Annotated in this window: 19 protein-coding genes; 7 read left to right on the plus strand and 12 right to left on the minus strand. The window is 46.5% G+C overall.

Features of this window, described 5'->3' with window-relative positions; genetic code table 11:
- Positions 1 to 5: 5 nt before the first annotated feature.
- The gene (locus AB4486_RS06410) at positions 6 to 923 is read right to left on the minus strand and encodes a LysR family transcriptional regulator (protein WP_017081288.1); all 918 of its coding nucleotides are present in this window, start codon (positions 921 to 923) and stop codon (positions 6 to 8) included.
- 233 nt (positions 924 to 1,156) lie between these two features.
- Here AB4486_RS06410 and AB4486_RS06415 point away from each other — a divergent pair, with 233 nt between their 5' ends.
- The 3 genes from AB4486_RS06415 to AB4486_RS06425 all read left to right on the plus strand — a co-directional run bounded on the left by AB4486_RS06415 (position 1,157) and on the right by AB4486_RS06425 (position 7,207).
- The gene (locus AB4486_RS06415; RefSeq protein WP_372116752.1) at positions 1,157 to 2,851 is read left to right on the plus strand and encodes an L-lactate permease; all 1,695 of its coding nucleotides are present in this window, start codon (positions 1,157 to 1,159) and stop codon (positions 2,849 to 2,851) included.
- 201 nt (positions 2,852 to 3,052) lie between these two features.
- Entirely contained in the window at positions 3,053 to 4,192 is a 1,140-nt protein-coding gene (lldD, locus tag AB4486_RS06420; RefSeq protein WP_010432610.1) for an FMN-dependent L-lactate dehydrogenase LldD, read from the plus strand.
- Positions 4,193 to 4,351: 159 nt separating this feature from the next.
- Positions 4,352 to 7,207: an FAD-binding and (Fe-S)-binding domain-containing protein gene (locus AB4486_RS06425; RefSeq protein WP_372116754.1), complete on the plus strand. Its 2,856-nt coding sequence runs from the start codon at positions 4,352 to 4,354 to the stop codon at positions 7,205 to 7,207.
- A gap of 121 nt (positions 7,208 to 7,328) precedes the next feature.
- On the opposite strand, the gene AB4486_RS06430 is transcribed toward AB4486_RS06425, so the two are convergent.
- From AB4486_RS06430 to AB4486_RS06460, 7 genes are all read right to left on the minus strand, one after another.
- The gene (locus AB4486_RS06430) at positions 7,329 to 7,571 is read right to left on the minus strand and encodes a hypothetical protein (protein ID WP_017061558.1); all 243 of its coding nucleotides are present in this window, start codon (positions 7,569 to 7,571) and stop codon (positions 7,329 to 7,331) included.
- A gap of 152 nt (positions 7,572 to 7,723) precedes the next feature.
- Complete coding sequence (locus AB4486_RS06435; RefSeq protein WP_372116756.1) at positions 7,724 to 9,460, minus strand: ABC transporter permease subunit; 1,737 nt, start codon at positions 9,458 to 9,460, stop codon at positions 7,724 to 7,726.
- A gap of 4 nt (positions 9,461 to 9,464) precedes the next feature.
- On the minus strand, positions 9,465 to 10,994 hold the full coding sequence (locus tag AB4486_RS06440) for an ABC transporter substrate-binding protein (protein ID WP_371725515.1): 1,530 nt from the start codon (positions 10,992 to 10,994) through the stop codon (positions 9,465 to 9,467).
- 48 nt (positions 10,995 to 11,042) lie between these two features.
- Positions 11,043 to 11,894 (minus strand): ABC transporter ATP-binding protein, encoded by an 852-nt coding sequence (locus AB4486_RS06445; RefSeq protein WP_372116758.1) that lies wholly within the window; start codon positions 11,892 to 11,894, stop codon positions 11,043 to 11,045.
- Positions 11,891 to 12,649, minus strand: a complete 759-nt coding sequence (locus AB4486_RS06450; RefSeq protein WP_017061554.1) for an ATP-binding cassette domain-containing protein — start codon at positions 12,647 to 12,649, stop codon at positions 11,891 to 11,893. The genes AB4486_RS06445 and AB4486_RS06450 overlap by 4 nt, the downstream gene beginning before the upstream one ends.
- Positions 12,650 to 12,869: 220 nt before the next feature.
- The gene (locus AB4486_RS06455; RefSeq protein ID WP_372116761.1) at positions 12,870 to 14,207 is read right to left on the minus strand and encodes an MATE family efflux transporter; all 1,338 of its coding nucleotides are present in this window, start codon (positions 14,205 to 14,207) and stop codon (positions 12,870 to 12,872) included.
- 162 nt (positions 14,208 to 14,369) lie between these two features.
- Positions 14,370 to 15,239: a GyrI-like domain-containing protein gene (locus AB4486_RS06460; RefSeq protein ID WP_137002080.1), complete on the minus strand. Its 870-nt coding sequence runs from the start codon at positions 15,237 to 15,239 to the stop codon at positions 14,370 to 14,372.
- A 115-nt stretch (positions 15,240 to 15,354) separates the two neighbouring features.
- On the opposite strand from AB4486_RS06460, the gene AB4486_RS06465 reads away from it, so the two are divergent.
- From AB4486_RS06465 to AB4486_RS06480, 4 genes are all read left to right on the plus strand, one after another.
- Positions 15,355 to 16,503, plus strand: coding sequence for a PLP-dependent aminotransferase family protein (locus AB4486_RS06465; RefSeq protein ID WP_017065696.1), 1,149 nt, complete (start codon positions 15,355 to 15,357; stop codon positions 16,501 to 16,503).
- 314 nt (positions 16,504 to 16,817) lie between these two features.
- A complete protein-coding gene (locus tag AB4486_RS06470; protein ID WP_017067892.1) occupies positions 16,818 to 17,807 on the plus strand; it encodes a rhodanese-related sulfurtransferase in 990 nt (329 codons plus the stop codon).
- Positions 17,808 to 18,008: 201 nt separating this feature from the next.
- Positions 18,009 to 18,266 (plus strand): YdcH family protein, encoded by a 258-nt coding sequence (locus tag AB4486_RS06475; protein ID WP_009846137.1) that lies wholly within the window; start codon positions 18,009 to 18,011, stop codon positions 18,264 to 18,266.
- Positions 18,267 to 18,362: 96 nt separating this feature from the next.
- Positions 18,363 to 18,887 carry a GNAT family N-acetyltransferase gene (locus AB4486_RS06480; protein ID WP_372116763.1) on the plus strand — a complete coding sequence of 175 codons (525 nt, stop codon included), beginning with the start codon at positions 18,363 to 18,365 and terminating at the stop codon, positions 18,885 to 18,887.
- Here AB4486_RS06480 and manA read toward each other — a convergent pair.
- From manA to uhpA, 4 genes are all read right to left on the minus strand, one after another.
- On the minus strand, positions 18,884 to 20,089 hold the full coding sequence (gene manA / locus AB4486_RS06485) for a mannose-6-phosphate isomerase, class I (RefSeq protein ID WP_372116765.1): 1,206 nt from the start codon (positions 20,087 to 20,089) through the stop codon (positions 18,884 to 18,886). The two genes, AB4486_RS06480 and manA, sit on opposite strands and share 4 nt — an antisense overlap.
- A 291-nt stretch (positions 20,090 to 20,380) precedes the next feature.
- Complete coding sequence (locus AB4486_RS06490) at positions 20,381 to 21,721, minus strand: MFS transporter (RefSeq protein ID WP_229647872.1); 1,341 nt, start codon at positions 21,719 to 21,721, stop codon at positions 20,381 to 20,383.
- An 8-nt stretch (positions 21,722 to 21,729) separates the two neighbouring features.
- Positions 21,730 to 23,226, minus strand: coding sequence for a signal transduction histidine-protein kinase/phosphatase UhpB (gene uhpB, locus AB4486_RS06495; RefSeq protein WP_032549449.1), 1,497 nt, complete (start codon positions 23,224 to 23,226; stop codon positions 21,730 to 21,732).
- The gene (gene uhpA / locus AB4486_RS06500; RefSeq protein ID WP_017061545.1) at positions 23,226 to 23,834 is read right to left on the minus strand and encodes a transcriptional regulator UhpA; all 609 of its coding nucleotides are present in this window, start codon (positions 23,832 to 23,834) and stop codon (positions 23,226 to 23,228) included. Before uhpA ends, uhpB begins: the two co-directional genes overlap by 1 nt.
- Between the last annotated feature and the right edge of the window lie 39 nt (positions 23,835 to 23,873).

The raw sequence follows: 23,873 nt of genomic DNA on the forward strand, positions 1-23,873 counted from the left end.
CCTTATTAAAAATAATGTGAAATCGTCAGGTAACGCGTTCTGATGTGTTCAATCAATAACTTAATCTTGTTCGGTGGCTGGCGCGTAAAGGGGTACACCGCATAAATACCGAGCTTCTTGCCGACTAAGTCAGGGAAGATGTCCACCAGCTGGCCGTTACGAATGTCGTGATAAACCAGACAACGCGGCACATACGCGACCCCATGACCGCCCAACGCTGCCTTTCTTAATGCCGTCGCATTATCAGTAGAAAAAGAGCCCGAGACGCGCACTATGTATTTATCGTTATCAGTAAAGCCATCTTTGCTATGCAGAAATTGCCACTCACTGGCACCCGTTGTTTGATAAGCGTATTGCAGACAATTGTGCTCAACCAAATCCTTGGGCTGCATCGGCTTACCATTCTTGGCGATATAAGACGGAGAAGCACATACCACCCATTGAGAGTCCAAGATATGACGGGCAATTAAGCTGGAGTCTTCCAAGTAGCCGGTTCTAATCACTAAATCGAGACCATCATCAACCAGATCCACAAAGCGATTGTTAAGAGACATATCGACCGTTAAACCTGGGTGCATATTACAAAACTCGGCAACAGCGTCTGCCAGAATCAAATCTCCGGAGATAGTAGGCACTGACATTTTGATATGACCACTAACATTTTCACCAAAGCCTGAAACTGCGTCCATAGCCTCTTGAGCCGCCTGCTTCACATTTTTGGCTCCGTGTAACATTGCCTTACCCGCCTCGGTAAGCGTCAATTTACGCGTGGTTCGATATAATAGCTGCACGCCAATCTCTTCTTCCAAACGCGCAATTCTCTTACTAACTACCGAATTTGTAAGGTTATTTTGCTCTGCCACCTTACTAAAACTGCCCAGCTCTACTACCTGTGAAAACAGGATCAAATCGTCTGCTCGCATTTGATTATGCCAATTTTGGAATTAATTATTTTCATTATTTCCCTATATCAATAAAAAATAAAGGGGTAAATTCACGCCAAATTAACAAAACAATTACAAAAGAGTCATTCCAATTACAAGATTCGCACCTAAATGGTTCCCGCTTAGAGGCCAATAGCGAATCAAAAATGACAACCCATAACGTGTTATCTACTTCAAACATGAACGTTTGAAAACAGTACGAGGAAGTACCCATGAGTGAAACTCTACTAGCTCTATTGGCCTTTTCACCAATAGTTGTTGCAGCGATTCTGCTGGTCGGCCTGAACTGGCCTGCGAAAAAAGCGATGCCAGTGGCATTTGCATTAACCGTTGCTATTGCCCTATTTGCTTGGGATATGTCTGGCACTCGCGTGTTGGCCTCTGTATTCCAAGGTTTCGGCATTACCGTGTCGGTTCTCTGGATTGTGTTCGGCGCCATCTTCTTATTAAACACTTTGAAACACACCGGAGCTATCACCACCATCCGCAACGGATTTACTGACATATCAGCAGACCGTCGTGTACAAGCGATCATCATTGCTTGGTGTTTTGGTTCATTCATTGAGGGCGCATCTGGCTTCGGCACACCCGCTGCAATCGCCGCTCCCTTACTCGTTGCAATCGGCTTCCCAGCATTAGCTGCGGTACTGATGGGCATGATGATTCAATCTACGCCGGTATCGTTTGGCGCGGTTGGTACACCTATCATTGTTGGCGTAAACAAAGGTTTGGATACGCACAACATCGGTGAAAGCCTGATTGCCAATGGTTCAACATGGGATGCTTACCTACAACAGATCACATCAAGTGTTGCGATCATCCACGCCTGCGTTGGTGTGATGATGCCTGTATTGATGGCAATGATGCTGACTCGCTTCTTCGGTAAGAACAAAAGCTGGACTGAAGGTTTAGATATCCTGCCGTTCGCACTGTTCGCAGGTGCTGCTTTCACTATTCCTTACGCACTAACAGGTGTTTTCCTAGGCGCTGAGTTCCCATCTCTAATTGGTGGTCTAGTCGGCCTAGCAATTGTGGTTACTGCAGCAAAACGTGGCTTCCTCGTTCCAAAATCAAAATGGGATTTCGAAAGCGAAGAGAAGTGGCCAGCAGAATGGCTAGGTTCTCTGAAAATCGACCTTGACGACAACAATCAAGGCCATAAGAAGATGAGCATGGCGATGGCATGGGCACCATACGTGCTGCTAGCGGTGACCTTGGTTGCGAGCCGCGTGAACCCTGAATTCAAAGGCCTACTGAAGAGCGTTAGCCTATCGTTCAGCAACATCCTTGGTGAAACCGGTGTGAGCACTGCGATTCAGCCTCTGTATCTACCGGGCGGTATCTTGGTCTTCGTCGCGCTGGTTGCTGTTCTCATGCAATCTCGCAGCGCAACGCCACTGGCTAAAGCCTTCGGTGAATCGAGCAAGACTCTGATTGGCGCAGGCTTTGTGTTGGTGTTCACCATCCCAATGGTTCGTATCTTCATTAACTCTGGCGTGAACGGTGCCGATTTAGCAAGTATGCCCGTAACCACGGCAAACTTCGCAGCTGACCTCGTTGGTAGCGCATTCCCAGCATTGAGTGCAACGGTTGGTGCGTTAGGTGCCTTCATTGCAGGTTCGAACACAGTTTCAAACATGATGTTCAGCCAGTTCCAATTCGAAGTAGCGCAGACTCTGACTATCTCTAGTGCGGTGGTTGTTGCTCTACAAGCCGTTGGTGCAGCAGCAGGTAACATGATTGCGATTCACAACGTGGTAGCGGCATCAGCAACTGTTGGCTTGCTAGGACGCGAAGGTGCAACCCTACGTAAGACAATCATTCCAACGTTCTACTACTTGGTGATGACAGGCATCATCGGCCTAGTGGTTATCTACGGATTCAAAATGACCGACGCACTTATGTAAACCATAAGTCGTTCAAAAGCACTTGGCGTTAATACTCAATTCCCCGACAGCGACACCGTCTAATAAGACAGTTGATGAGTTCCGGGATGGATACTAGAGCACATCAACACCCATGGGTATTAACGCCATTTTCCCGAATTAAAGCAGCCCAAACCAAGCTCTCAAAGAAGAGCAACATCCCAAGAATTTAGGACTGAAATTATGATCATATCCGCATCGACTGATTACCGCGCCGCAGCAAAAGCGAAATTACCACCGTTTCTTTTCCACTACATTGATGGTGGCTCTTACGGAGAACATACCCTACGTCGCAACACGGCTGACCTAGCTGAGATTGCGCTAAAACAACGCGTACTCAACGACATGTCGGACCTAAATTTGGAAACCGAACTATTTGGCGAGAAGCTAGCGATGCCAATCGCACTAGCGCCTGTTGGTTTAACGGGTATGTACGCAAGACGCGGTGAAGTACAAGCAGCAAAAGCCGCCGACAACAAAGGCATCCCTTTTACCATGTCGACCGTGTCGGTATGTCCGATTGAAGAAGTTGCACCTAAGATTGAACGCCCAATGTGGTTCCAACTTTACGTGTTAAAAGACCGTGGCTTCATGAAGAACGTTCTTGAACGCGCTAAAGCCGCTGGCGTCACAACACTGGTCTTCACCGTGGATATGCCCGTACCCGGCGCTCGCTACCGTGACATGCACTCAGGAATGAGTGGCCCAAATGCAGCAATACGTCGTGTATTCCAATCTATGCGTCATCCTAGCTGGGCAGTTGATGTTGGCCTACTTGGTAAACCGCACGACCTTGGCAATATATCTACTTACCGAGGTTCTCCAACCAAACTGGAAGACTACATCGGTTGGTTAGGTGATAACTTCGACCCGTCTATTTCATGGAAAGACCTAGAGTGGATCCGTGACTTCTGGGATGGCCCAATGGTTATCAAAGGCATTCTTGATGAAGAAGATGCAAAAGACGCCGTGAGATTTGGCGCAGACGGTATCGTAGTTTCAAACCACGGCGGTCGTCAGCTAGATGGTGTTCTATCAAGTGCTAAAGCACTGCCTGCGATTGCAGATGCGGTAAAAGGCGACACCAAGATTCTGGTCGACTCTGGTATTCGTACTGGCTTAGATGTAGTTCGCATGATGGCGATGGGCGCAGACTGCACCTTGCTTGGCCGCTCTTTCGTTTACGCGTTAGCAGCGCAAGGACAAGCAGGTGTTGAGAACCTACTCGACCTGTACGACAAAGAGATGCGCGTTGCGATGACTCTAACTGGCGCCAAGACAATCAAAGACTTAACCCGTGAATCTTTGGTGGGGCTAGATTAAGTCCGTTGATTCACTGTAATGCTTTGGTCTACTTAGACCGAAGTTCAATCGGTGTCACAGCAATTCCACTGCCGTTGTGACACCGTTTAAGCACTGGAAAATAAAATAAAAAAACAAAAAAGCAAATCAGTGCCAAATAAGAAGCACAAGGAAGCAAAGATGGAGACAAACACATCCCATGAGCGAGTAATAGACGCACAAGCTTATCAGCAGCTTGAATCGATACTGGCTCAAAGAATAGAAACAGAACGCATTGTCACGCAAGAGGCAAAGCGCTTGGCTTACGGCACCGATGCGAGTTTCTATCGCTTGGTACCGAAAATGGTTCTAAGGCTGAAAAACTTAGATGAAGTGATATTCACCATTCAAAGCTGTCGCGAACTGGGCATTCATTTTACCTTTCGCGCTGCGGGTACCAGCCTATCAGGACAAGCGGTTTCAGACTCGGTACTCATCACTCTAACCGACGACTGGCGCGGCTATGAGATTGTCGATAACGGCAATCAGATCATTCTTCAGCCCGGTGTGATTGGTGCTGATGCCAACAAATACCTCGCCCCTTTCCAACGTAAAATCGGCCCAGATCCAGCTTCAATCAATACCTGTAAAATCGGTGGCATCGCGGCGAATAACGCCAGCGGCATGTGTTGTGGTACTGCGCAAAACTCGTATCGCACCGTTGAGAGCATGAAAATCGTATTGAGTGATGGCTCCCTGCTTGATACGGCTGACAACGCAAGTGTTGAGGCATTCAAGGAATCACATAAAGACCTGTTTGAAGGCATTGTCGAATTACATCAACAGACAGCGTCAAACCAAGAACTTGCAGACAGAATCCGCCACAAGTACCGCCTCAAAAACACCACTGGCTACGCTCTGAATGCCTTGGTCGATTACCACGATCCAATTGAGATCATCAAACACCTGATGATTGGCTCAGAAGGCACGCTAGGCTTCATCGCAGAGATCACCTACAACACCGTTATCGAACACCCGAACAAAGCTTCGGCTCTGTTGGTGTTTGCTGACATCGAACAAGCAAGTAAAGCCGTTACTACGCTATCAAAAACACCCGTTGCTGCCGTTGAATTGATGGATGGCAGAGCACTGCGTTCAGTGGCTGATAAACCGGGTATGCCCGCCTTTATGCCTAGCTTGGATTTAGAAGCCGCGGCTATTTTGGTTGAATCACACGCCAGCTCCCAGCAGGACTTAGATTTACAATGTAAATCAATTTTGGATGCATTGACTGAATACACAATTGTTGAATCAGTCCCTTTCACGTCCGATCCGAAGACAGTCGCGACTCTGTGGGGCATCCGAAAAGGCATGTTCCCTGCGGTTGGGGCCGTTCGTGAAGTTGGCACAACCGTTATCATCGAAGACGTGGCTTTCCCTGTTGAAAACCTGGCTAACGGTATTCGAGAGCTGCAAGAGTTGTTCGATAAATACGACTACAGCGAAGCGATCATTTTCGGCCATGCACTCGAAGGCAACCTTCATTTTGTGTTTACCCAAGGCTTCGACAGCCAAGAAGAGATCGACCGTTACGGCGGTTTCATGGATGACGTTGCCGAGCTAGTTGCAGTGAAGTATCAAGGTTCACTGAAAGCGGAACACGGCACGGGCCGAAACATGGCACCTTATGTGGAATTGGAATGGGGCAAAGATGGCTATGCCTTGATGCAACAGATCAAAGCGCTGTTTGACCCAGAAAGGCTGCTCAACCCCGGCGTTATCATCAACGACAATCCAAATTCCCACATCACCGACCTAAAACCAATGCCTGCTGCCGACGACCTTGTTGACCGCTGTATTGAGTGTGGATTCTGTGAGCCTGTTTGCCCGTCTCGCACACTGACCTTGTCACCTCGCCAACGTATTGTGTTGTACCGAGAACTGCAACGCCGCCGAGAAGCAGGTGAAGAGATAGAAGCCAGTGAACTAGAGAAAACCTTCGAATACCAAGGCATTGATACCTGCGCGGCAACAGGCCTGTGTGCTGAGCGCTGTCCGGTAGGTATTAATACGGGTGACTTAGTGAAGAAGCTTCGTGTTGCCAAGTATGAGAAGTTCACACCAATCGCTAAGTGGACAGCGGATCATTTCTCGACCACCACTAAGCTGACCAAAGCAGGCCTCAAAACCAACCAAGTGGCGAGTAAGGTTCTGGGCGCCAACACGGTCGGCAAGCTTACCAATGGCCTACGCTCAGTGACCAAAGGCGCGACACCGATTTGGATGCCAGAGATGCCGCAATCCAATAGTCACTCCCTCACGGCTTCACCAATGACAGCCGAAACATCGAACAACGCGAAGAAAGTGGTTTACCTCCCTTCGTGTGCCAGTCGAACCATGGGGCAACAAAGTGATGCGGGCGACCAACGTCCTCTTACTGAAGTGACCATGTCTTTGCTCAACAAGGCAGGATTCGAGGTAATTCTACCGAAGAAGCTAGATGACCAATGCTGTGGTATGCCTTACGACAGCAAAGGAATGACCGACTTAGCACAGTCGAAGGCTCAGCAGTTGGAAGAAGTGCTATGGCAAGCCAGTCGTCAGGGTGAATACCCAATATTGATGGATACCAGCCCATGTGCTAAACGCAGTATTGAACAGTTCACCAAGCCATTAGAGGTGTTAGAGCCAACAGGGTTTGTGAATCAATATTTGCTTGAACATCTGACGCTTGAGCCGCTACAAGAAACCGTGATGCTGCATGTCACGTGTAGCTCTCGTCGAATGGGCTTAGAAGGCGCGATGTTAAACCTTGCTAAAGCGTGTACCGAAGAGGTGATTGTTCCAGAGCATATTCAATGTTGTGGCTGGGCGGGTGACAAAGGCTTCACTACGCCAGAACTAAATGAAGCGGCAGTCCACCCACTTAAAGAACAAGTACCGAGCAACTGTACTCGTGGCTTTAGTAACAGCCGAACCTGTGAGATCGGTTTATCACACCACAGTGGCATTCCGTATCAATCAATCTTGTACTTGGTGGACGAAGTGGCGCAGTAGATCCACTCATACTGCGAGCAACGTGCTCTAGCTTAAAACGAAAAATGGCAGCCCAATCAGGCTGCCATTTGTTTATTCGATTTAAAACGTATTACCGAGCTAGATATTGCTGAGCTAGCGGCTACTGAGCTAAGCGCACCAACTCTTCTGGCGAGTAGTGTTCTGCTTCTGCGCCTTTGGCGATTAAGTCGATCACTTGGAACTCGTTCATGTCACCAAACTCTTTGGTTAAGTAATCACGGAACGCTTTCTCGTTCGGCCATTTGCCTCGCACGATATAGCCATCTTCCTTATCGAAATCTTCCGTCTCAAAGAAAGAAAAGTCGGTCATACCAATATTGTGGCAATACAAAACGAGATACATGTTGAATCCTTTACACTTAACTAGGGCCTGTTTAACTTTCGAGCCGATCAAAAAGCGTCTCTAAAAAGCAGGGCTAAGGTTACAACATAAATGCTAAATCGAATACCCAATCGGATCGTCAATTTAGAAACCTCAGCGACCGGATCTTTACGTTAGTCATCAAACATCAAGTTAATGGCTGCACCCAACAAGATCAGCCCAACAATTGGCCCCATGACTGCTAATGGCGCGCGCTCAATGTATGGAAGGTTCTCTGCGATCATCAAACCCCATTCAGGTGTTGGTGGCTTTGCCCCTAATCCGATGAAGCTCAGCGAGGTCAGACTTAGAGTGATGACTGGTAGCCTCAACATCGCGTGTCTTAACAACGGTGGCAACACATACGGAAGCAAGTAGAAACGGAAGATTCTAAGCTTACTGGTGCCCCATAGTGGCGCGAGGTGTGTATAAGGTTGAGCCTTGGCTTCTACGATCAAGCTTGAGCAGTGTGCAGCTAGCGGCGCCCACGACACCAATACAATCGCGATTAATGCGCTGTTCGGATTCATCCCCGTTAAGCCTGCAACAAGCAAGCCTGCAATGATGTATGGGATACCCTTAGTGATCTCGATAAGGCCTTGGCTAAAGCGGGTGTTGAAACCCATGATGATGCCCGTCACCAAGCTCAAGAACGTTGCCAATATGCCGGCTTGGAAGGTCGCAATCATACCAGAACCAATTCTCGCCAGTAGGTCTCGACCAATGCCATCTGCGCCCAAAGGTGCTTGCCAACTCGGTGATGCCAAGCGTGCGAATTGGCTAGTGTATGGGTCTCGGAATGCAGCCCATACAACGATAGCAATTAGGAAAGAGAAGATCGCAAAAGCAGTGACACGCTTTGCGCGGTTCTGGGTAAAACGAAACGAAGAGTGGCTACTGATGAGCTTGCCGCTTTTCAGGCTGTGGCCAAGAATCAATTGCTGAACAAACAAGCTCATGCTGCTCACGGCAATTGAAAACAGCAGCAATACCAACAGACCGCCTTGCAGCATCGGCAAATCTTGCGCTTTGACTGCGCCTAAGATCATGCGACCGATACCCGGAATCGAGAAGATAAGCTCAACCGCGACCGCGCCACCAGTCAAACCGATCACGATCATCGCGATCTGTGGGATCAGGCTGCTCAGCGCTCTTTTCAACGCAAAGCGAATAATTTGATTGGAATGAACGTTGGCACTGAGCCAAGTGATCACCCAAGGTTCATTGAGAACGCGTTGTAAACTGTCTCTGAGTAGACGACTAAACAAGCCACTTGCAGGCAGTGCGAGCGCTAAACTCGGTAGCCAGATATCTTGCCAACCTTGCCAACCATACGGTGGTAGCCAACCTAACCAGATAGAGAACACCAATATTAATACCGAGGCCACTACGTACTCTGGCAACGATATTAATACCGTACTTAAACTGCTGTAGCTCTGCCCCAGCTTGCCCTTCTTCCAACTGCGTAAGGTGGCAAGCAGGCCTGCACCACACAGTACGAAAGTCATCACCAGTGCGCTAGACATCAAAAACAGAGATGTAGACGCTGTTTTTTGAATACCTAGTGCAACCGAAGAACCATCAATCCATGATTCACCTAGATCACCTGAAAAAGCACTTCCTACCCAGTCGAGCAGGCGCTCAATGGCTGAACGGTCAAGCTGAAGATCAGCGCGTACCGCCGCTAAAGCTTCAGGCGTAAGCAGGTGTTGTTGCCCCGCCCTAGCCCGCAGAATAGATTGGCTTGGATCGATGCCTGCAATGTCAGGCATCAAACCAACAAGAATCACCACCACAATCAGTGAGGCGATTCTTGATAGCCAAGGCGTCAAGATAAATAGAGTTCGACGCAGAGTCTCAGCAGATAACATTTATTTAGTTAGCCTGTGTTGCCGGGTTAACTTGTGTCGCTTTTTTGACCTGTGTAGTTTGGTCAACCAAGCGACGTTCACTTGGGTCACGAACGACATTGCTTACACGCTCACTTTCACCTTGAATCACACGTTCGTGAAGCAGCGGGATAGCCGCGAAATCGTTAAGGATTTTTTGTTCAGCTTCGATGATCGCTTGGTGACGCAGCGCACCTAGCGGTTGTAGGTCAGCGTGATTCAGTGCTTTATCTACCTCTTGAGAACAGAACTGGCCAAGGTTGAATGAACCCTTACAACCAAAGTCGCTCATCATGTAAGCCACTGGGTCACCCGAATCTAGAACCGTTGCACGAGAAAGGATAAACGCGTCAAACTTACCAGATAGCGCATCGTTCTCGATCTGAGCATATTCACGAATATCCAGCTCAACCTTGAAACCAGCCGCTTCAAGTTGTTGCTTCAGTAGCGCTGCCACTTCTGGAAGCTCTGCACGGTCGGTAAAGGTACCAATAACAATGCTTTCGCCGTTCGCTTTTAGCGTTTTGTCAACTGCCTGACCTTCAGGTCGAATTGGTTCAGCCCAAGCAAGTGCAGGACCTAATAGGCCTTGCGCGATATCCGCGTGGTTTTCATAAACAGTATTCACGATCTGCTCACGGTCTACTGCAGCTGCCGCTACCTTACGCAGTTCAATATCGCTAAATACGCCTGACTTGTTGTTCAGGTAAAGCGTATTAGTACGAGGCATTGCCACTTCGTAAAGTAGGTTCGGATCAATGGTCGCGATTTGTGAAACGGGTACCGCTTCAACGACGTCAGCCGTGCCGGTTCTCAGTGCTGCAGCACGAGCAAAACCATTAGGAACGTATTCTGCAATTACAGATTCTACTTGCGCTTTTTCGCCCCAGTAGCCGTCAAAACGTTTCAGTTTCGCGCTGGTTGTGCCGTTGATTTCAGTCAGCTCAAACGGGCCAGTACCTGCGCCAATTGGACTAACACGACCATCTTCTTGATAAGCACTTGCTGCTAGGATCGCTAATTGAGGGCTTGATAAACGGCTTGGTAGAAGAGGGTCATCAAAGCTGGTTTTAATCTCTACACGGTAGTTGTCCATCGCTTTCACTTCTAGCTCTACGCCATCTAGGATACGCGGCTTAGGTGCTGCTTCAAGCGCTTTTTGTAGAGAGTTCACTACAGAGTTTGCCGTTAATGTCGAACCGTCATGGAATTTAACGCCTTGGCGAATCGTGAACTGCCAAGTCAGAGGATCAAGATGTTTCCAATCCGTTGCTAGCATAGGTTCTGCTTCTGAGGTTGGGCTCAGGTTAACCAGAGTTTCTGCTGTGCTCCAACGAGATAACTTAAAAGCGTCATCAGAAAGTGGCGATAAACCCGTTCTTGGTGGTTGCATCATCGCAACTCGAATTTCAGATTTTACTGCGGCATCGCTAGACCCTGGTTGAGAGTCAAAACAGCCCGTCAAAGGCAGAGCCAACGCAAGCGTGCAAGCCAGTTTGATTGAATTAAAACGCATAATTATTTTTTCTCTGTAGCTGTATTTTTTTAATAAATAAGGTTGTGTTTAACAAGTAGATTTCGAAAGAGGCTGAGACTCGATCAGCATCTGAGTCGCAGGATGAGCAGGTTTACTCATCACTTGATCGGTCGGTCCGTGCTCCACCATTTCACCATGGTCGAGTACCAGTATTTCTTCACAAAGGGCTTTTGCGGCACCTAAATCGTGAGTAACCAAAATAAGGCGCATATCGCGCTTCTTTTTTAATGAATTAACCAAGTCCAACAACCTTTGGCGATTCACTGGGTCAAGGCTGGCAGTAGGTTCATCGGCCACCAGCACTGCGGGTCTAACGACAAGAGCCCGAGCAATAGCCACACGTTGAGCTTGACCTGTAGAAAGCTGATTAGGTTTCAGTAAGAGCAAACTGGCAGGCAATCCAACGTCTGAAAGCGCCTCTTCAATGATGGCTTCATGATTACCCGAAACCTCTAAGTTACTTAGAGGTTCGGCTAAGATCTGTCGAACGGTATAGTAAGGGTTGAGGCTAGTGTGGGGCTCTTGAGGCACCAATTGAATCAAGCGACACACCGTTGCTTGCGCTTTGCTATCGCGAATTGGGAGCGAATAACCGAACAAGTTTATTTGACCAACGGTTGGCGCTTTAAGGCCAAATAGCAGTTCAATTAACGTTGATTTACCGGCACCAGAACGCCCAACAATTGCTAGGCTTTTGTCTTCAACATTAAGGTCGATGTTCTGCAGCGCTTTGAACGCCTTACCACCCAGCCAACTTGGTACGGAGTAGTAGTGAACACTCACATTGTCGAACTTAATCTCTATCGGTGTTTGTGTTTCTGAATCAGTCACTGGCATTAATGGCGAGGCTTCTGAGTTTAGTGATAAGGTCGAGCTCATTCGATTAAGTCTCTCAATGAACAGCAGAAAGCGTGAGAGCTCGACTCAAGTGCATGTTTCGGTGCACCGTAAGCCACCACACCACCATCATCGATGACTAACAGCTTGTCACACGCCAACGCGCTATGCAGGTCATGGGTGATGAGTAAACCACCAATTTGACGCTGTTTAACATTGTGTCGAATCAGCTTAAGTATCTCTTGCTCTGTCACCGGATCTAACGCACTGGTTGGTTCATCGGCGATGATAATATCGGCGTTACTCAGCAAGCCAATCGCAATACACACACGTTGGCGTTGCCCACCCGAAATTTGGCTCGGGTACAACGGCAAGATGGTTTCTGGATTAGGAAAACCAAGTTGATTCAGCAACTCGGTAATTTGAATTTTTTCTTTTGATTTAAGCTTAGTGCGAGTTCCCGTCAAGGCAAGGCAGAGTTGACCTTCTATTGAAACCAGAGGGTTCAAAGCTTGAAGCGCATCTTGGAAGATAACTGCGGGGCGCTGTGTGGCAGTTCTTTGCAACATAGGCAAACCACACACAGCTTCACCAGATAGAGAAATATGACCTTCAACTTCAATCGTCTCTGGCAGAAACCCGGCAATAGCGCGAGAAAGCATCGACTTACCAATGCCTGACGGTCCCATGATCGCCAACAGCTCACCGCGATAAACATCGAAGTGGATATCTTGGAAAAGGGTTCTCGAAGAGGTTTTGATCGTTAGGTGGTCAACAGACAAAAGTGGGGCGTTCACGCAGATACTCACAGATAGATGTTATAACATAACAACATTATCATTTAGCTGAGGCGATGAAAAGCGGACATTGAACTGTATCGCGTTTTACTTACAATTTTATTGACCATTTATAGTGAGTCATTACATACAAAAAAGCGCTCACCAAATTTATCGTATAAAAATAGTAAAGCGCTTTCATAAAATATTAATAATGTATTAAAGATGGCAATTAGACAGCTTAGTTAATGGCACCCTGTACTGCATCTTTGACTGGGAAACACTTCTGCTTAACTTGTGCGATGAACGGATACAGGAACGCAATACGCCCAAGATAGAACAGAGTAAACGCAAGCCACAAACCATGATTGCCCCAAATATCGATGGTGAATGCCTGTACCGCTAAGAATACCAACAAAGTCACGATGCTTGAGTCTCTAACCGGACGCGTGGTTCCCGTTCCGGTAAAGATGCCGTAAACCGTTAAGCCAAAGCCAGCCACTAGCGGGAACACAATTAACCACGGAGCCATCTCTTGGTACAGCGTGACCAGCGCTGGAATATCGGTAAACAAGAAAACAATCATATCTTTAAAAATCAAAGTTAAAAGCGTCAGCGCGGCAATGAAACCTGCCGTCCATTGGAAGTTAAGCCTTAAAACACGATCAAGCATTGAAGGGTTCTTCTGTCCTACCGCCTTACCTGCAAACACACTCGATGCGTTGGCAATACCATCAAACATATAGCTGACAATGAAGGTCACCTGCATCAAGATCGCGTTAGCCGCTAGAACATCGGTACCCAGTTTAGAGCCAGTACGCGCCATCATGTTGAAGAACACCAAGATACAAATAGTGCGAAGCAATAGATCGGTATTCGAAGAGATGATTGTCGATAGGTCTTTCTTGGTCATCTTCGAGCCTTGCAAGAACTCAGAGATCGAAATATTGCTGGTCTTCATCACCAAGGTCACACCAATCGCAAAGGTGGTAACTTGTGCAATCAAACTTGCGTAAGCCACACCTGCGACACCCAAATCGAAATAAAGTACAAACACCGCATCCAAGACAATGTTCAACACATTACCAAACACTTGTGTATAAAGAACGTCTTTGGCTTTCGCCTGTCCCATTAACCAACCAATAATGGTGTAGTTAAGCAACACGAAAGGCGCGCCATAAATCAAAATACTGAAGTAGATATGCGCGTGCTCGGCTACATTGGCTTCAGGCTCTATCACCCACATTGCGCCTTGCCAGATGAGTGGTTGTATCAAGATAAAGATCAAACCCACCAAACCAGACAGCACAAACGGACGCATCAAGCTACCCGCTAAATCAGAGCGACTGCCCTTACCCAATGCCATCGCACTTTGCCCGGTCGTACTGACACGGAAAAAGCCAAATAACCAATACATGGTGTTCATAATGATGGTGCCAATCGCCACACCACCGATCAATTCAGCGATGCCAAGCTGACCAATCACGGCGGTATCCACCGCGCCAAGCAGAGGCTGAGTCACCGTTGAGATGATGAAAGGGAAAGCGATTTTTAGATAATCTTTGTGGGTAATGGTCATATTCTAGCGAGTGATATTAAGAACTATTTGCAATTAGAACGGGATACTATCGTTTAATCCGTACGTTGTCATCATTTACTTAGAGTAGATTATCAACAAAACAGCACAACGATCGATTAAGTGATTTTGCGCTAGCGAGCCAAATGAGTAGCTTTAGATCGGTTAGTAAAAACTCACGGGAAGGTAAAAATCGAGTTCGAATATTTCATCACTATTAAGAAAGTGATTCTGATGATAATGCACATACGCGGGAGTCGAGCGCTGTTTGAAACCAGATGTGGGTAGCCACTTTTCTAACACCATACTGATCTGTGGTAGCAGCTCACCATAGCGGCCATTCAGTCGAAACACCGCATGCAAGCCTCCTGGGATCACCATCTGGTTCACGATACTGCGATACTTAATCGGTTCATCAATCGCGATACACGCGACATAACGACACTGATCCATCTCAACCCAAGCAGGGTTTGAGTGATGCAAACCAAATTGACTTGAAAAATCACGCTGTTCTGAATTCGCCCACGCTTTCAATATCAACCACGCATTGCGAATGGATCGGTTATATCCCGTATGTCGAACATAGGCCGCCATGCGTTCAGGCACTTCAACGATCTTGGGTTCGGGCAATACTCGCTGCGCCACATTCAAATAGCCCGCCGCCACTTCGGGATCTTTCAAATAGGGCTTTTCTGCTACTTGTAAATCATGCTTACGCCATTCTCCGGGCGACATATTGAAGGTCGCTTTAAATGCTCGACTAAACGAAGATACAGAACTAAAGCCACATTTATGAGCGATCTCAACCACAGACGAGCTGGTATCAAACATCAGTTGGTTGGCTGCATACTCCATTCGAGTTCGACGGATATATTGATGCAACGACTCCCCGACCACGCTTTTAAAGGTGCGATGAAAGTGCTGTTCTGAATAGGCCGCTATCTCAGATAACTCTTTGGCAGACAAAGGTTGACTGATGTCTTGGTGAATATGGAACAAGACATCATTGATTCGCGATATGTGTTGACGTGACATCGTTTAAATAGCATAAATGGACATGTTTAAGAGCATAAACGGACACGCTAGTTTTTACAATTGCCGTGTAATATCAAGCGATAGAATAAAAACGATAAACGACGAGACACAACACATGGAAATCGCACAGTCATTACAACAGATTCAATCTTCATACATTCGAGAGATCCTCGCAGCCGCAAGTGATCCAAATGTCATCTCATTGGCCGGCGGTTTACCGGACGAGAAAACATTCCCAATCGATTTAATGAAGCCAACGCTAGAAAACCTAGCGAACATGCCTGAAGTTTTCCAATACGGCTCTACTGCCGGTTACGGCCCGTTGCTTGACCACCTAACACAAAGCTACCAATTGCCAGAGTCACACACGGTAATGATTTGTACTGGCTCTCAGCAAGGTTTGGATTTGATTGCGCGTGCGTATGTCGATCCAGGTGATGTGGTTGTGATGGAAGCGCCAAGCTACTTAGGTGCGATGCAGGTGTTTGGCCTAGTTCAAGCAAACATTGCGACCGTGTCTCAAACCGAATTTGGGCCGAATCTAGATGAATTGGAAACATGCTTTGCACAGCAAGCGCCAAAAATGTTCTACGCGGTGCCTGATTTTCACAACCCAACCGGTGTGTGCTGGGCAACAGAAACTCGTCAAAAAGTGGCTGAGCTGTGTATCAAATACAACGTGGCATTCATTGAAGATGCGCCATACCGTGAGCTACGTTTCACAGGCACAGAGCTGCCGTTGGTTTCTTCGTTCTGCCCTGATAACTCTATCGTTCTTCGTTCATTCTCTAAGATTGCATCGCCAGGTCTACGTATTGGCGCGGTAACAGGTAAACGCAGCTACCTTGAACCACTGATCAAAGTGAAGCAAGGCGCTGACTTACACTCAAGTGTACCCATGCAAGCACTGCTTGTTGGTCTTCTAAAACATGAAGACTTTGGCGTACACATGGAGAACATTCGCACCCTGTACAAGTCTCGTTATGAAGTGCTGTTCTCAGAGCTAGAGAAACAACTGCCTGCAGATTGCGTGTTAAAAGCCGTAGATGGCGGGATGTTCATTTGGGTAGAAATCCCAGAGTGCGATACCTTCGAATTAGCTAAGACTTTGCTATCGAATGGTGTGGCGGTTGTACCAAGCCCAGTATTTTATCCAAAGGCCGATGAAGCAAAAGCCGCACTGCGCTTAAACTTCACTAACGCCAACCCAGAAGAATTAACAGAAGCGGTGAAACGCTTAGCGGAAGTACTTAACCAAGCGTAATCGCTGATTAAGTCAGACAGATTCAATACCAAGGCCCTGATGTATTTTTACAGCAGGGCCTTTTTGGTTTGGGAATACGTGTTGTAATTCGAACCAGATAAAACGGTTTCATTGCATTTCTTAGTCCAAAAGCCACACTAATAACAATGCTAAATAGCCCTACTTTTGGTTGGTTTTTGTCCTTCCTTGGCTTGGTTATACTGCGGCGGATTTTAATAAGCCAATATGGGCAAACCTGAGTAAATCAAACTCAGTATGTATCATAAAAGGCAACCGCTCTGGATTTACGTTCCAGCTCGCAGAAAGGAAAAACCATGTCTCAATATGTTGTATGTGCTCTGTATAAATTCGTAGCACTTGATGATTACCAAGAAATTCGCCAGCCACTCACTGACGTGTTAGAAGCCAACCAAATCCGCGGTACTTTGCTACTTGCGAGTGAAGGTATCAACGGCACCGTTGCAGGTAAGCGCGAATCTATCGACGCTCTTCTTCAATGGTTCAAACAAGATTCTCGTTTGGCTGATGTTGTTTACAAAGAGTCGTTCAACGAAGAACAACCATTCAACCGCACCAAGGTTAAGCTTAAGAAAGAGATCGTAACCATGGGCATTGAGGGTATCGACCCACGCCACGTTGTCGGCACTTACGTGAAACCAAACGAATGGAACGCTCTGATTTCTGATCCTGATGTAATTCTGGTTGATACTCGCAACGACTACGAAGTCGATATCGGTACATTCAAAAATGCTGTAAACCCAAACACAGAAACCTTCCGTGAATTCCCTCAATACGTTGAAGACAACCTTGATCCTAAGAAGCACAAGAAAGTTGCGATGTTCTGTACTGGCGGTATTCGTTGCGAAAAATCAACAGCCTACATGAAAGAGCAAGGCTTTGATGAGGTTTATCACCTTGAAGGCGGCATTCTTAAGTACCTAGAAGAGGTACCTGAAGAAGAGAGTATGTGGGAAGGCGACTGCTACGTATTTGATGGTCGAGTTGCAGTAAACCACCAGCTAGAAAAGAGCGGTTACGATGTGTGTAACGCGTGTCGCCTGCCAATCACTGACGAAGACAAAGCCTCTAAACACTTCGAGAAAGGCGTAAGCTGCCCTAAGTGTATTGATAAGCACAGCGACGAGCAGAAAGCCCGTTTCCGTGAACGTGAAAAGCAAGTTCAACTGTCGAATGCTCGTGGCGAAACCCACGTAGGCGGCGAAGCTGCTCACCTTATCGAGCAACGCAAAAAAGAGAAGCTTGCACACAAAGAGCAGCAACGCTCTGGTAAGAAAGCAAAGTAAACTTTCTGCTTTAAACTCTTATAGTTCTAAACATATAACTATAAATAGTTAGCTATATACATACAAAAGGGCGCAATTTCGAGGATAATTCTACGAGTTTACGCCCTTTTTTGATCGCTTTACGGCTTTGTGTTTTGAACCACATTTCTTTCGAAAAATTACTTCTATACTGTTAATAATTCGACTAGAGAGGAAGTGCCAATGCTCAATGAAAACCATGCCTTTATCTTAGATTTCCCAGATCTTAAATTAGACATTGTTCAGCTCAACCACGACGACGAAAAATTCAAAGCAGACATGCAGAAATACCACCAACTCGACTACGACATCCGTCAGCTAGAAATCTCTGGCAGCCCTATCGATGACGACAGCATGCACAACCTCAAAGTAGAACGCATGGAGCTAAAAGACTCGCTACACAAACAGCTCACACGCCATCACGCGCTTAAGATCGTATAGAAAAATCAATCCAAGACTTTATTCTTAGCCATGCATCACGCATGGCTTTTTGGTTTCATCACTTCGCAAATCTAAGCTAATTCGGCTTCTTCAATTATGTTACTGTTTACTTATTCAAAGGCGTTTGATAAGGAAGCGGTAAAAGTGGCAATGAAAGAAGAGAACATACAACTCCAACTCGCTTCAAATTCTGAATTCGATGAACTGTTTGCGTGTGTTAAACAAGGTATCTTCATACACGTAGATAGCGTTTTCGGCTGGGATGACGACTTTCAACGTCAACGACTTTTAAACGAATACCATCCATCTTGGTTTCATTGGGTATATCGCGAAAATAAAAGAGTGGGGCTCGCCTGCTTTAAACCTTATGACAACGCATACCATATTCATTTGCTGATCATTTTCCCCCAGTACCAAGGTCGTTCGCTTGGCAAGCAAGTCATGACTCTCATACATAAAAAAGCTATGGCAGAGCAACTTAGTCAAGTCACTCTATCGAGTTTTAAAAGTAATGCTCGTGCTATTAACTTTTATCAATCGCTTGGCTATCACGTTGTTGATGAAGGAGATGATGATTTTGTGGGGATGGAGCTCAATCTATACCACAAACACCATCTCTAATTAAACGCTCTGGCAACACGGCCATTACTGCTCAGTACATAATGACCAATATAAGCTGGGATAAATACCGATTGCCCTTTGGTGAGTGTCAGGTGTTCACCTTTCTGACTCATTAACGTTAAATCATCATCTATCGCCATTAAAATTTCAGCACCGCTTGTGATCACTTCTTCTTGCTGAGGGCGATGAAAGATATTGAAATCAAAATCACTGACAGGAATATCATAACTATCACATTGACCCAGTTTTGAGGGCGCTAACAACAAGCGTTCAAACGGGATCGGTTTGAACTCTGTACAGGCAACCAACTCGGCGACATCAATGTGCTTTGGCGTTAAACCTGCTCGCAAAACGTTGTCTGAATTTGCCATGATCTCGAGCCCAGTTCCCTTAATGTAAGCATGCGGAGTATTCGCATTCAAATACATCGCTTCACCCGGGTTCAATGTGATCAAGTTAAGAAGCAGAACACAAAATAGACCAATATCGTTTGGATACTGATGACTAAGCTCAATAACCAAAGCAAACTCAGATTGACCTTGGTGAGCGGCTGCGTAAGCCAGAAGTTGCTCTAATGCTCGGTGTTTACGTTGGTCGTCCAGAGTTAATAAATCACGGAAAAACGCCTCTAAACCTAGAGAATCAAGGTGGTTGCCAAACTCTTCAACTAAACCAGCCAGCTCGCTCGAATTCAACTTTCTGAACAACCCTAATATTTCATCGAATTCTCGAAAGCCATTCATTGCTTGATATTCAGTGATCGCGTAAACCAATTCAGGTTTGTGGTTAGAGTCTTTGTAATTACGATGTCCTGCAGTCAGAGGGATTCCTGCTTGCTCCTCTCTTGCAAAGCCAACCTCTGCTTGGCGCTTGTTTGGGTGAACCTGAACAGACAACGCTTTTTCTGCTGCCAAGATCTTAAACAAGAACGGCAGCTCACCAAACTCCTGCGCAATATCGCTTGATAGATAGGCCGGTTTATTCTTGTTAATCAGCTCAGAGAGAGGCACCAAGTGCTGGTCAAGCTTAACCATTGAGCAACCTTTTGGATGCGCTCCCATCCAAACTTCCGCTTGCGGCTCTTGTGACTCATTCTGAAAGCCAAACAGTTCACGTATCGAAGAAATGCTCCCCCATGCATAATTTTGGATGGTGTTTTCCATTGGGAAAAATGAGTGTTCTGAGAGGTGGCTGAGTGACATGGCGTTTTCCGTAGTGAGCCCTTTGAACACAATTCAGAGAGCTGATTTCTAATAACGTAAATAATTAGAAAGACTACAGAGCTCGGCTAGAACCCACATGAGATGAGGTCTTAGACGCAATAGGAAAAATTCTTAGAAACAGGTGAGACCGATGAAAAGCGTGAAAATAGTCACATTTGAATATCACGTATAGAAAGCGCCGAAAATAAGATAGCGGCTTGTATCGCACTGGTTACAGCAGCGATACAAGCATCTGAATACAAACACTAGTGACTATCTTGTTATCGTTCCTTAAAAGCTAGAGCGAGCTTCTGCACTTTTCTGAGGTGATTGAGCTTGTAAGAAAGGCAGTAACAGCAAGCCAATAACGGCCGCACAAGTCGAGATGGTAATGAAGAACCCACTCCAGCCGTAAGCTTCTAGAACGAGCGCTAATGGGTAACCAGAAAGTGCTGCTCCCATATAAGCAAACAAGCCAACAAAACCTGTCGCCGCCCCGGCAGAGTCTTTATGTGAACATTCCGCCGCCGCCATGCCAATAAGCATTTGAGGGCCAAAAACAAAAAAGCCAATGCAGAATAGCCCAGCCGCTTGAAACACAAAGTTGGTTAAAGGCATAAGCCATAAAGCCGAAACCGAAAGGAAGATGCCAATCGCAAACAAGATGTTCATTGGACCGCGGTTGCCACCAAACAACCTATCCGATCCCCACCCAGCAACAAGTGAACCAACAAAACCTCCTATCTCGAACAGAGACAAGGCAGCGTTGGCGTTGATCAAACTGTAATCGTGTTCTTCGGTGAGGTATAAATTGCCCCAGTCGTTAACTGCCGTTCTTACGATGTAAACCAACACGTAACTAAAGGCGAGCAACCAAATGTACTTATTGCTGAACACATAGGTTTTCAGGATCTCTCGATAGCTTAACCCTTGCCCATGGCTCTCTTGCGCTAATTCCAGGTGATCACTGCGCCACTTCCCTACCGTCGGAAGTCCCATGGTGGTGGGCTTGTCACGTAAGCGCCAGCAGACAATAAGACCGATAAAAACACCAATCACACCCGGCCAGATAAACCCAGCTCGCCAACTGTATTGGAGAGTCAAATAGCCAACAAGAATAGGGATTAGTGCCCCGCCGACGTTATGCGCCGTATTCCAGATAGCCCAACGAAACCCTCTTTCCGATCGAGAATACCAAGTCGTCAACAGCTTAGAACATGAAGGCCAACCCCATCCTTGAAACCATGCATTGAGCACCCAAAGCGAGATAAACGTAGCCAACGAACTAGAAAAGCCAAACGCTATATTGATCAAGCCTGTCGCAATTAGGCCCAACCCCATGAAGTAACGAGGGTTCGACCGATCCGATATCGTACCTGAGATAAATTTCGATAAGCCATAAGAAAGATAAAAGAGCGTGCCAATTAAGCCGATATCGCCTTTGTCCAAACCTAGATCGGTGATCATTGCAGGCGCGGCGTAATTAAAGGTTTTACGAGTGAAGTAAAAACCCGCATAGCCGACATACATTCCTATCATGATGTGAAGGCGCCAATAGCGATAACTCTGATTGACCTCATCATCAGTTAGAGCATCACTCTCTGACGTTGTTGAGCGCAGAAATCCAAACATATTCGTTCTCACACTTTAGGTAATGTAACGCTGATATTGGTACCCGAAGATGAGCCATTAGCGTTGATTGTCATCTTGCCGCCGAGCGCCTGAACACGCTCTTGCATACCGCGAACACCCATTCCTTTGAGAAGATCTTGCGCTGTAAAACCAATGCCATTATCTGATATCTGAAGATAAGCCTGGTCACCTAAAAGCAGTTCAATTCTGATCTCGCTCGCGTTGGCGTATTTAGAGGCATTGTTTAGAGATTCTTGGCACAGCCTGAAGATAGTGACCTTAAGCGTGTCACTCAAACACGAGTAATCACCTTGCCAATTTAACTGAATATCAACGCCGTGATCCGAAAACTCCATCTCTCGAATAAGCTGTTCCACGGAATCTTTTAGGTCCAGATCGTCCAGCATCTTAGGTCTTAATTTTGTAAGTAGACGTTTGGTGGTGTCATAAACATTCAAAGATAATGATTCAATGGTACCCGCACAGCGAACGCTCATCTCAGCCGCGTCGACACGTTTAATAATGCTTGCCTGAGTACGAATTGCCGTGATGTTTTGGCCGATTTCATCATGCAGTTCACGCGCAATATCACGACGAACCGACTCTTCAGCGGTAACTAACTGACGTGAAAGATTTTGATTTCTGGAGAGCTCACTGCGTAATTTCGAGTTGAGATCTTTCTGCTTTTGAACCGCTAAACCAAGCAGTATACCTGTGATGGTTTGAGCAGATAGAGACAAGAGTAAGTCGGTAATTTCGAGTTTGGATGTTCCGCTGTGGGCTGCAATCAACGCGACACTATTTAGCATTGTTGCAAGCAGAGCGCCTTGCCATCCGTAACGAACGGCGAGCAAGATAATAGGGATCGCCATACAGAACGGGGCAAAGCGCCTTAGCTCATCAGGCAAACTGGTTTGTATCAAAATACTGGCGACCAACAACACGCTATATAAAGCAATATGACGGATTTTGAACTCAACAACATTGTTGATTAAATAAGAGCTCAGTGGCGCCCACTTATTTTGGAATAGATAGTTCCAGACCAGATAACACATCGGCACCAGCATCAGTCCACCCGTGATACTCGCTAACCACACCATGTAAACGGCTGGTACATGAGAGCCCACCACGGCAACATTAATAAATGCTGTGACCATGATTAAGCTCGCCATCACTAACAAGTGACGATTTTGGTCACCAGAATAATAACGCTTGGCAATTAGAGTGGCAGGAATACTCAACCCACTGGCGATGAGTATCGTCAGCCATTGAGGTTCATCAAGTAGCAGAGCTAAAGCAATCGCAAGCCCCCACTCTGCAATATAGATAGCGGGCCAATAGTGAGTGCGAGTGTGCAGCGTCATTCCCAATCGAAGTGAAAACGGGAAAAGCAGAATGGCTAACTCAGGGTCATTAATGAAATAGAAGGCAATAACCCATAAACAGAACCATGCACAGCCAGCCATAAAAACCCCACACAGGGAGGTGGCTAGATAGGAACGCATTAGTACTGGTCTTGTGTGAACAATTTAGCTAACTCGACGTTGTTCTTAACATTGAGTTTGTCCATCGCATTGGCTCGATGTACATGCACCGTTTTATGGCTAACTCCTAGCTCTACGGCAATAGATTTTACATCGAGCCCTGTCGCCAATAACTGACACACTTCGCTTTCTCTGCGGGTGAGCTGATTTAAAGAGGCTTTATTCTTCATGGGCGTCGCAAGCTTTATGGCGATATCGGGCGTGAGATAACAGCCACCATTTGCGCTCGTGTGTACGGCTTGGATTAACTCATCAGGGCTACAGCGCTTGCTGAGATAACCTTTGGCTCCTAACTCTAATGACTTCTCAACCATCGCCGGCGAGTCATGAACGCTCAACATGATGCTGGCAATGCCAGATGGAATCTCTTCCAATAAGCTCAGGCCACTTTCGTCTTGCATTGAGATATCTAAGATCACGACATCAGGGTGACAACTTGGCAATCCTAGGCGCGCTTCTGCCGCAGAGTTGAATTCCCCCACGACCGTAATATCAGCTTCAAGACTGAGTAATTGAGCAAAGCCAGATCGAACAATGACGTGGTCATCAACAAGCGCAACATTAATCATGATATTAACCAAAATTAAGAGTAAGAAAGAAAAATAGCC

The sequence above is a fragment of the Vibrio sp. 10N.222.55.C6 genome, from assembly GCF_041473395.1.
GTDB lineage: Bacteria > Pseudomonadota > Gammaproteobacteria > Enterobacterales > Vibrionaceae > Vibrio > Vibrio crassostreae_C.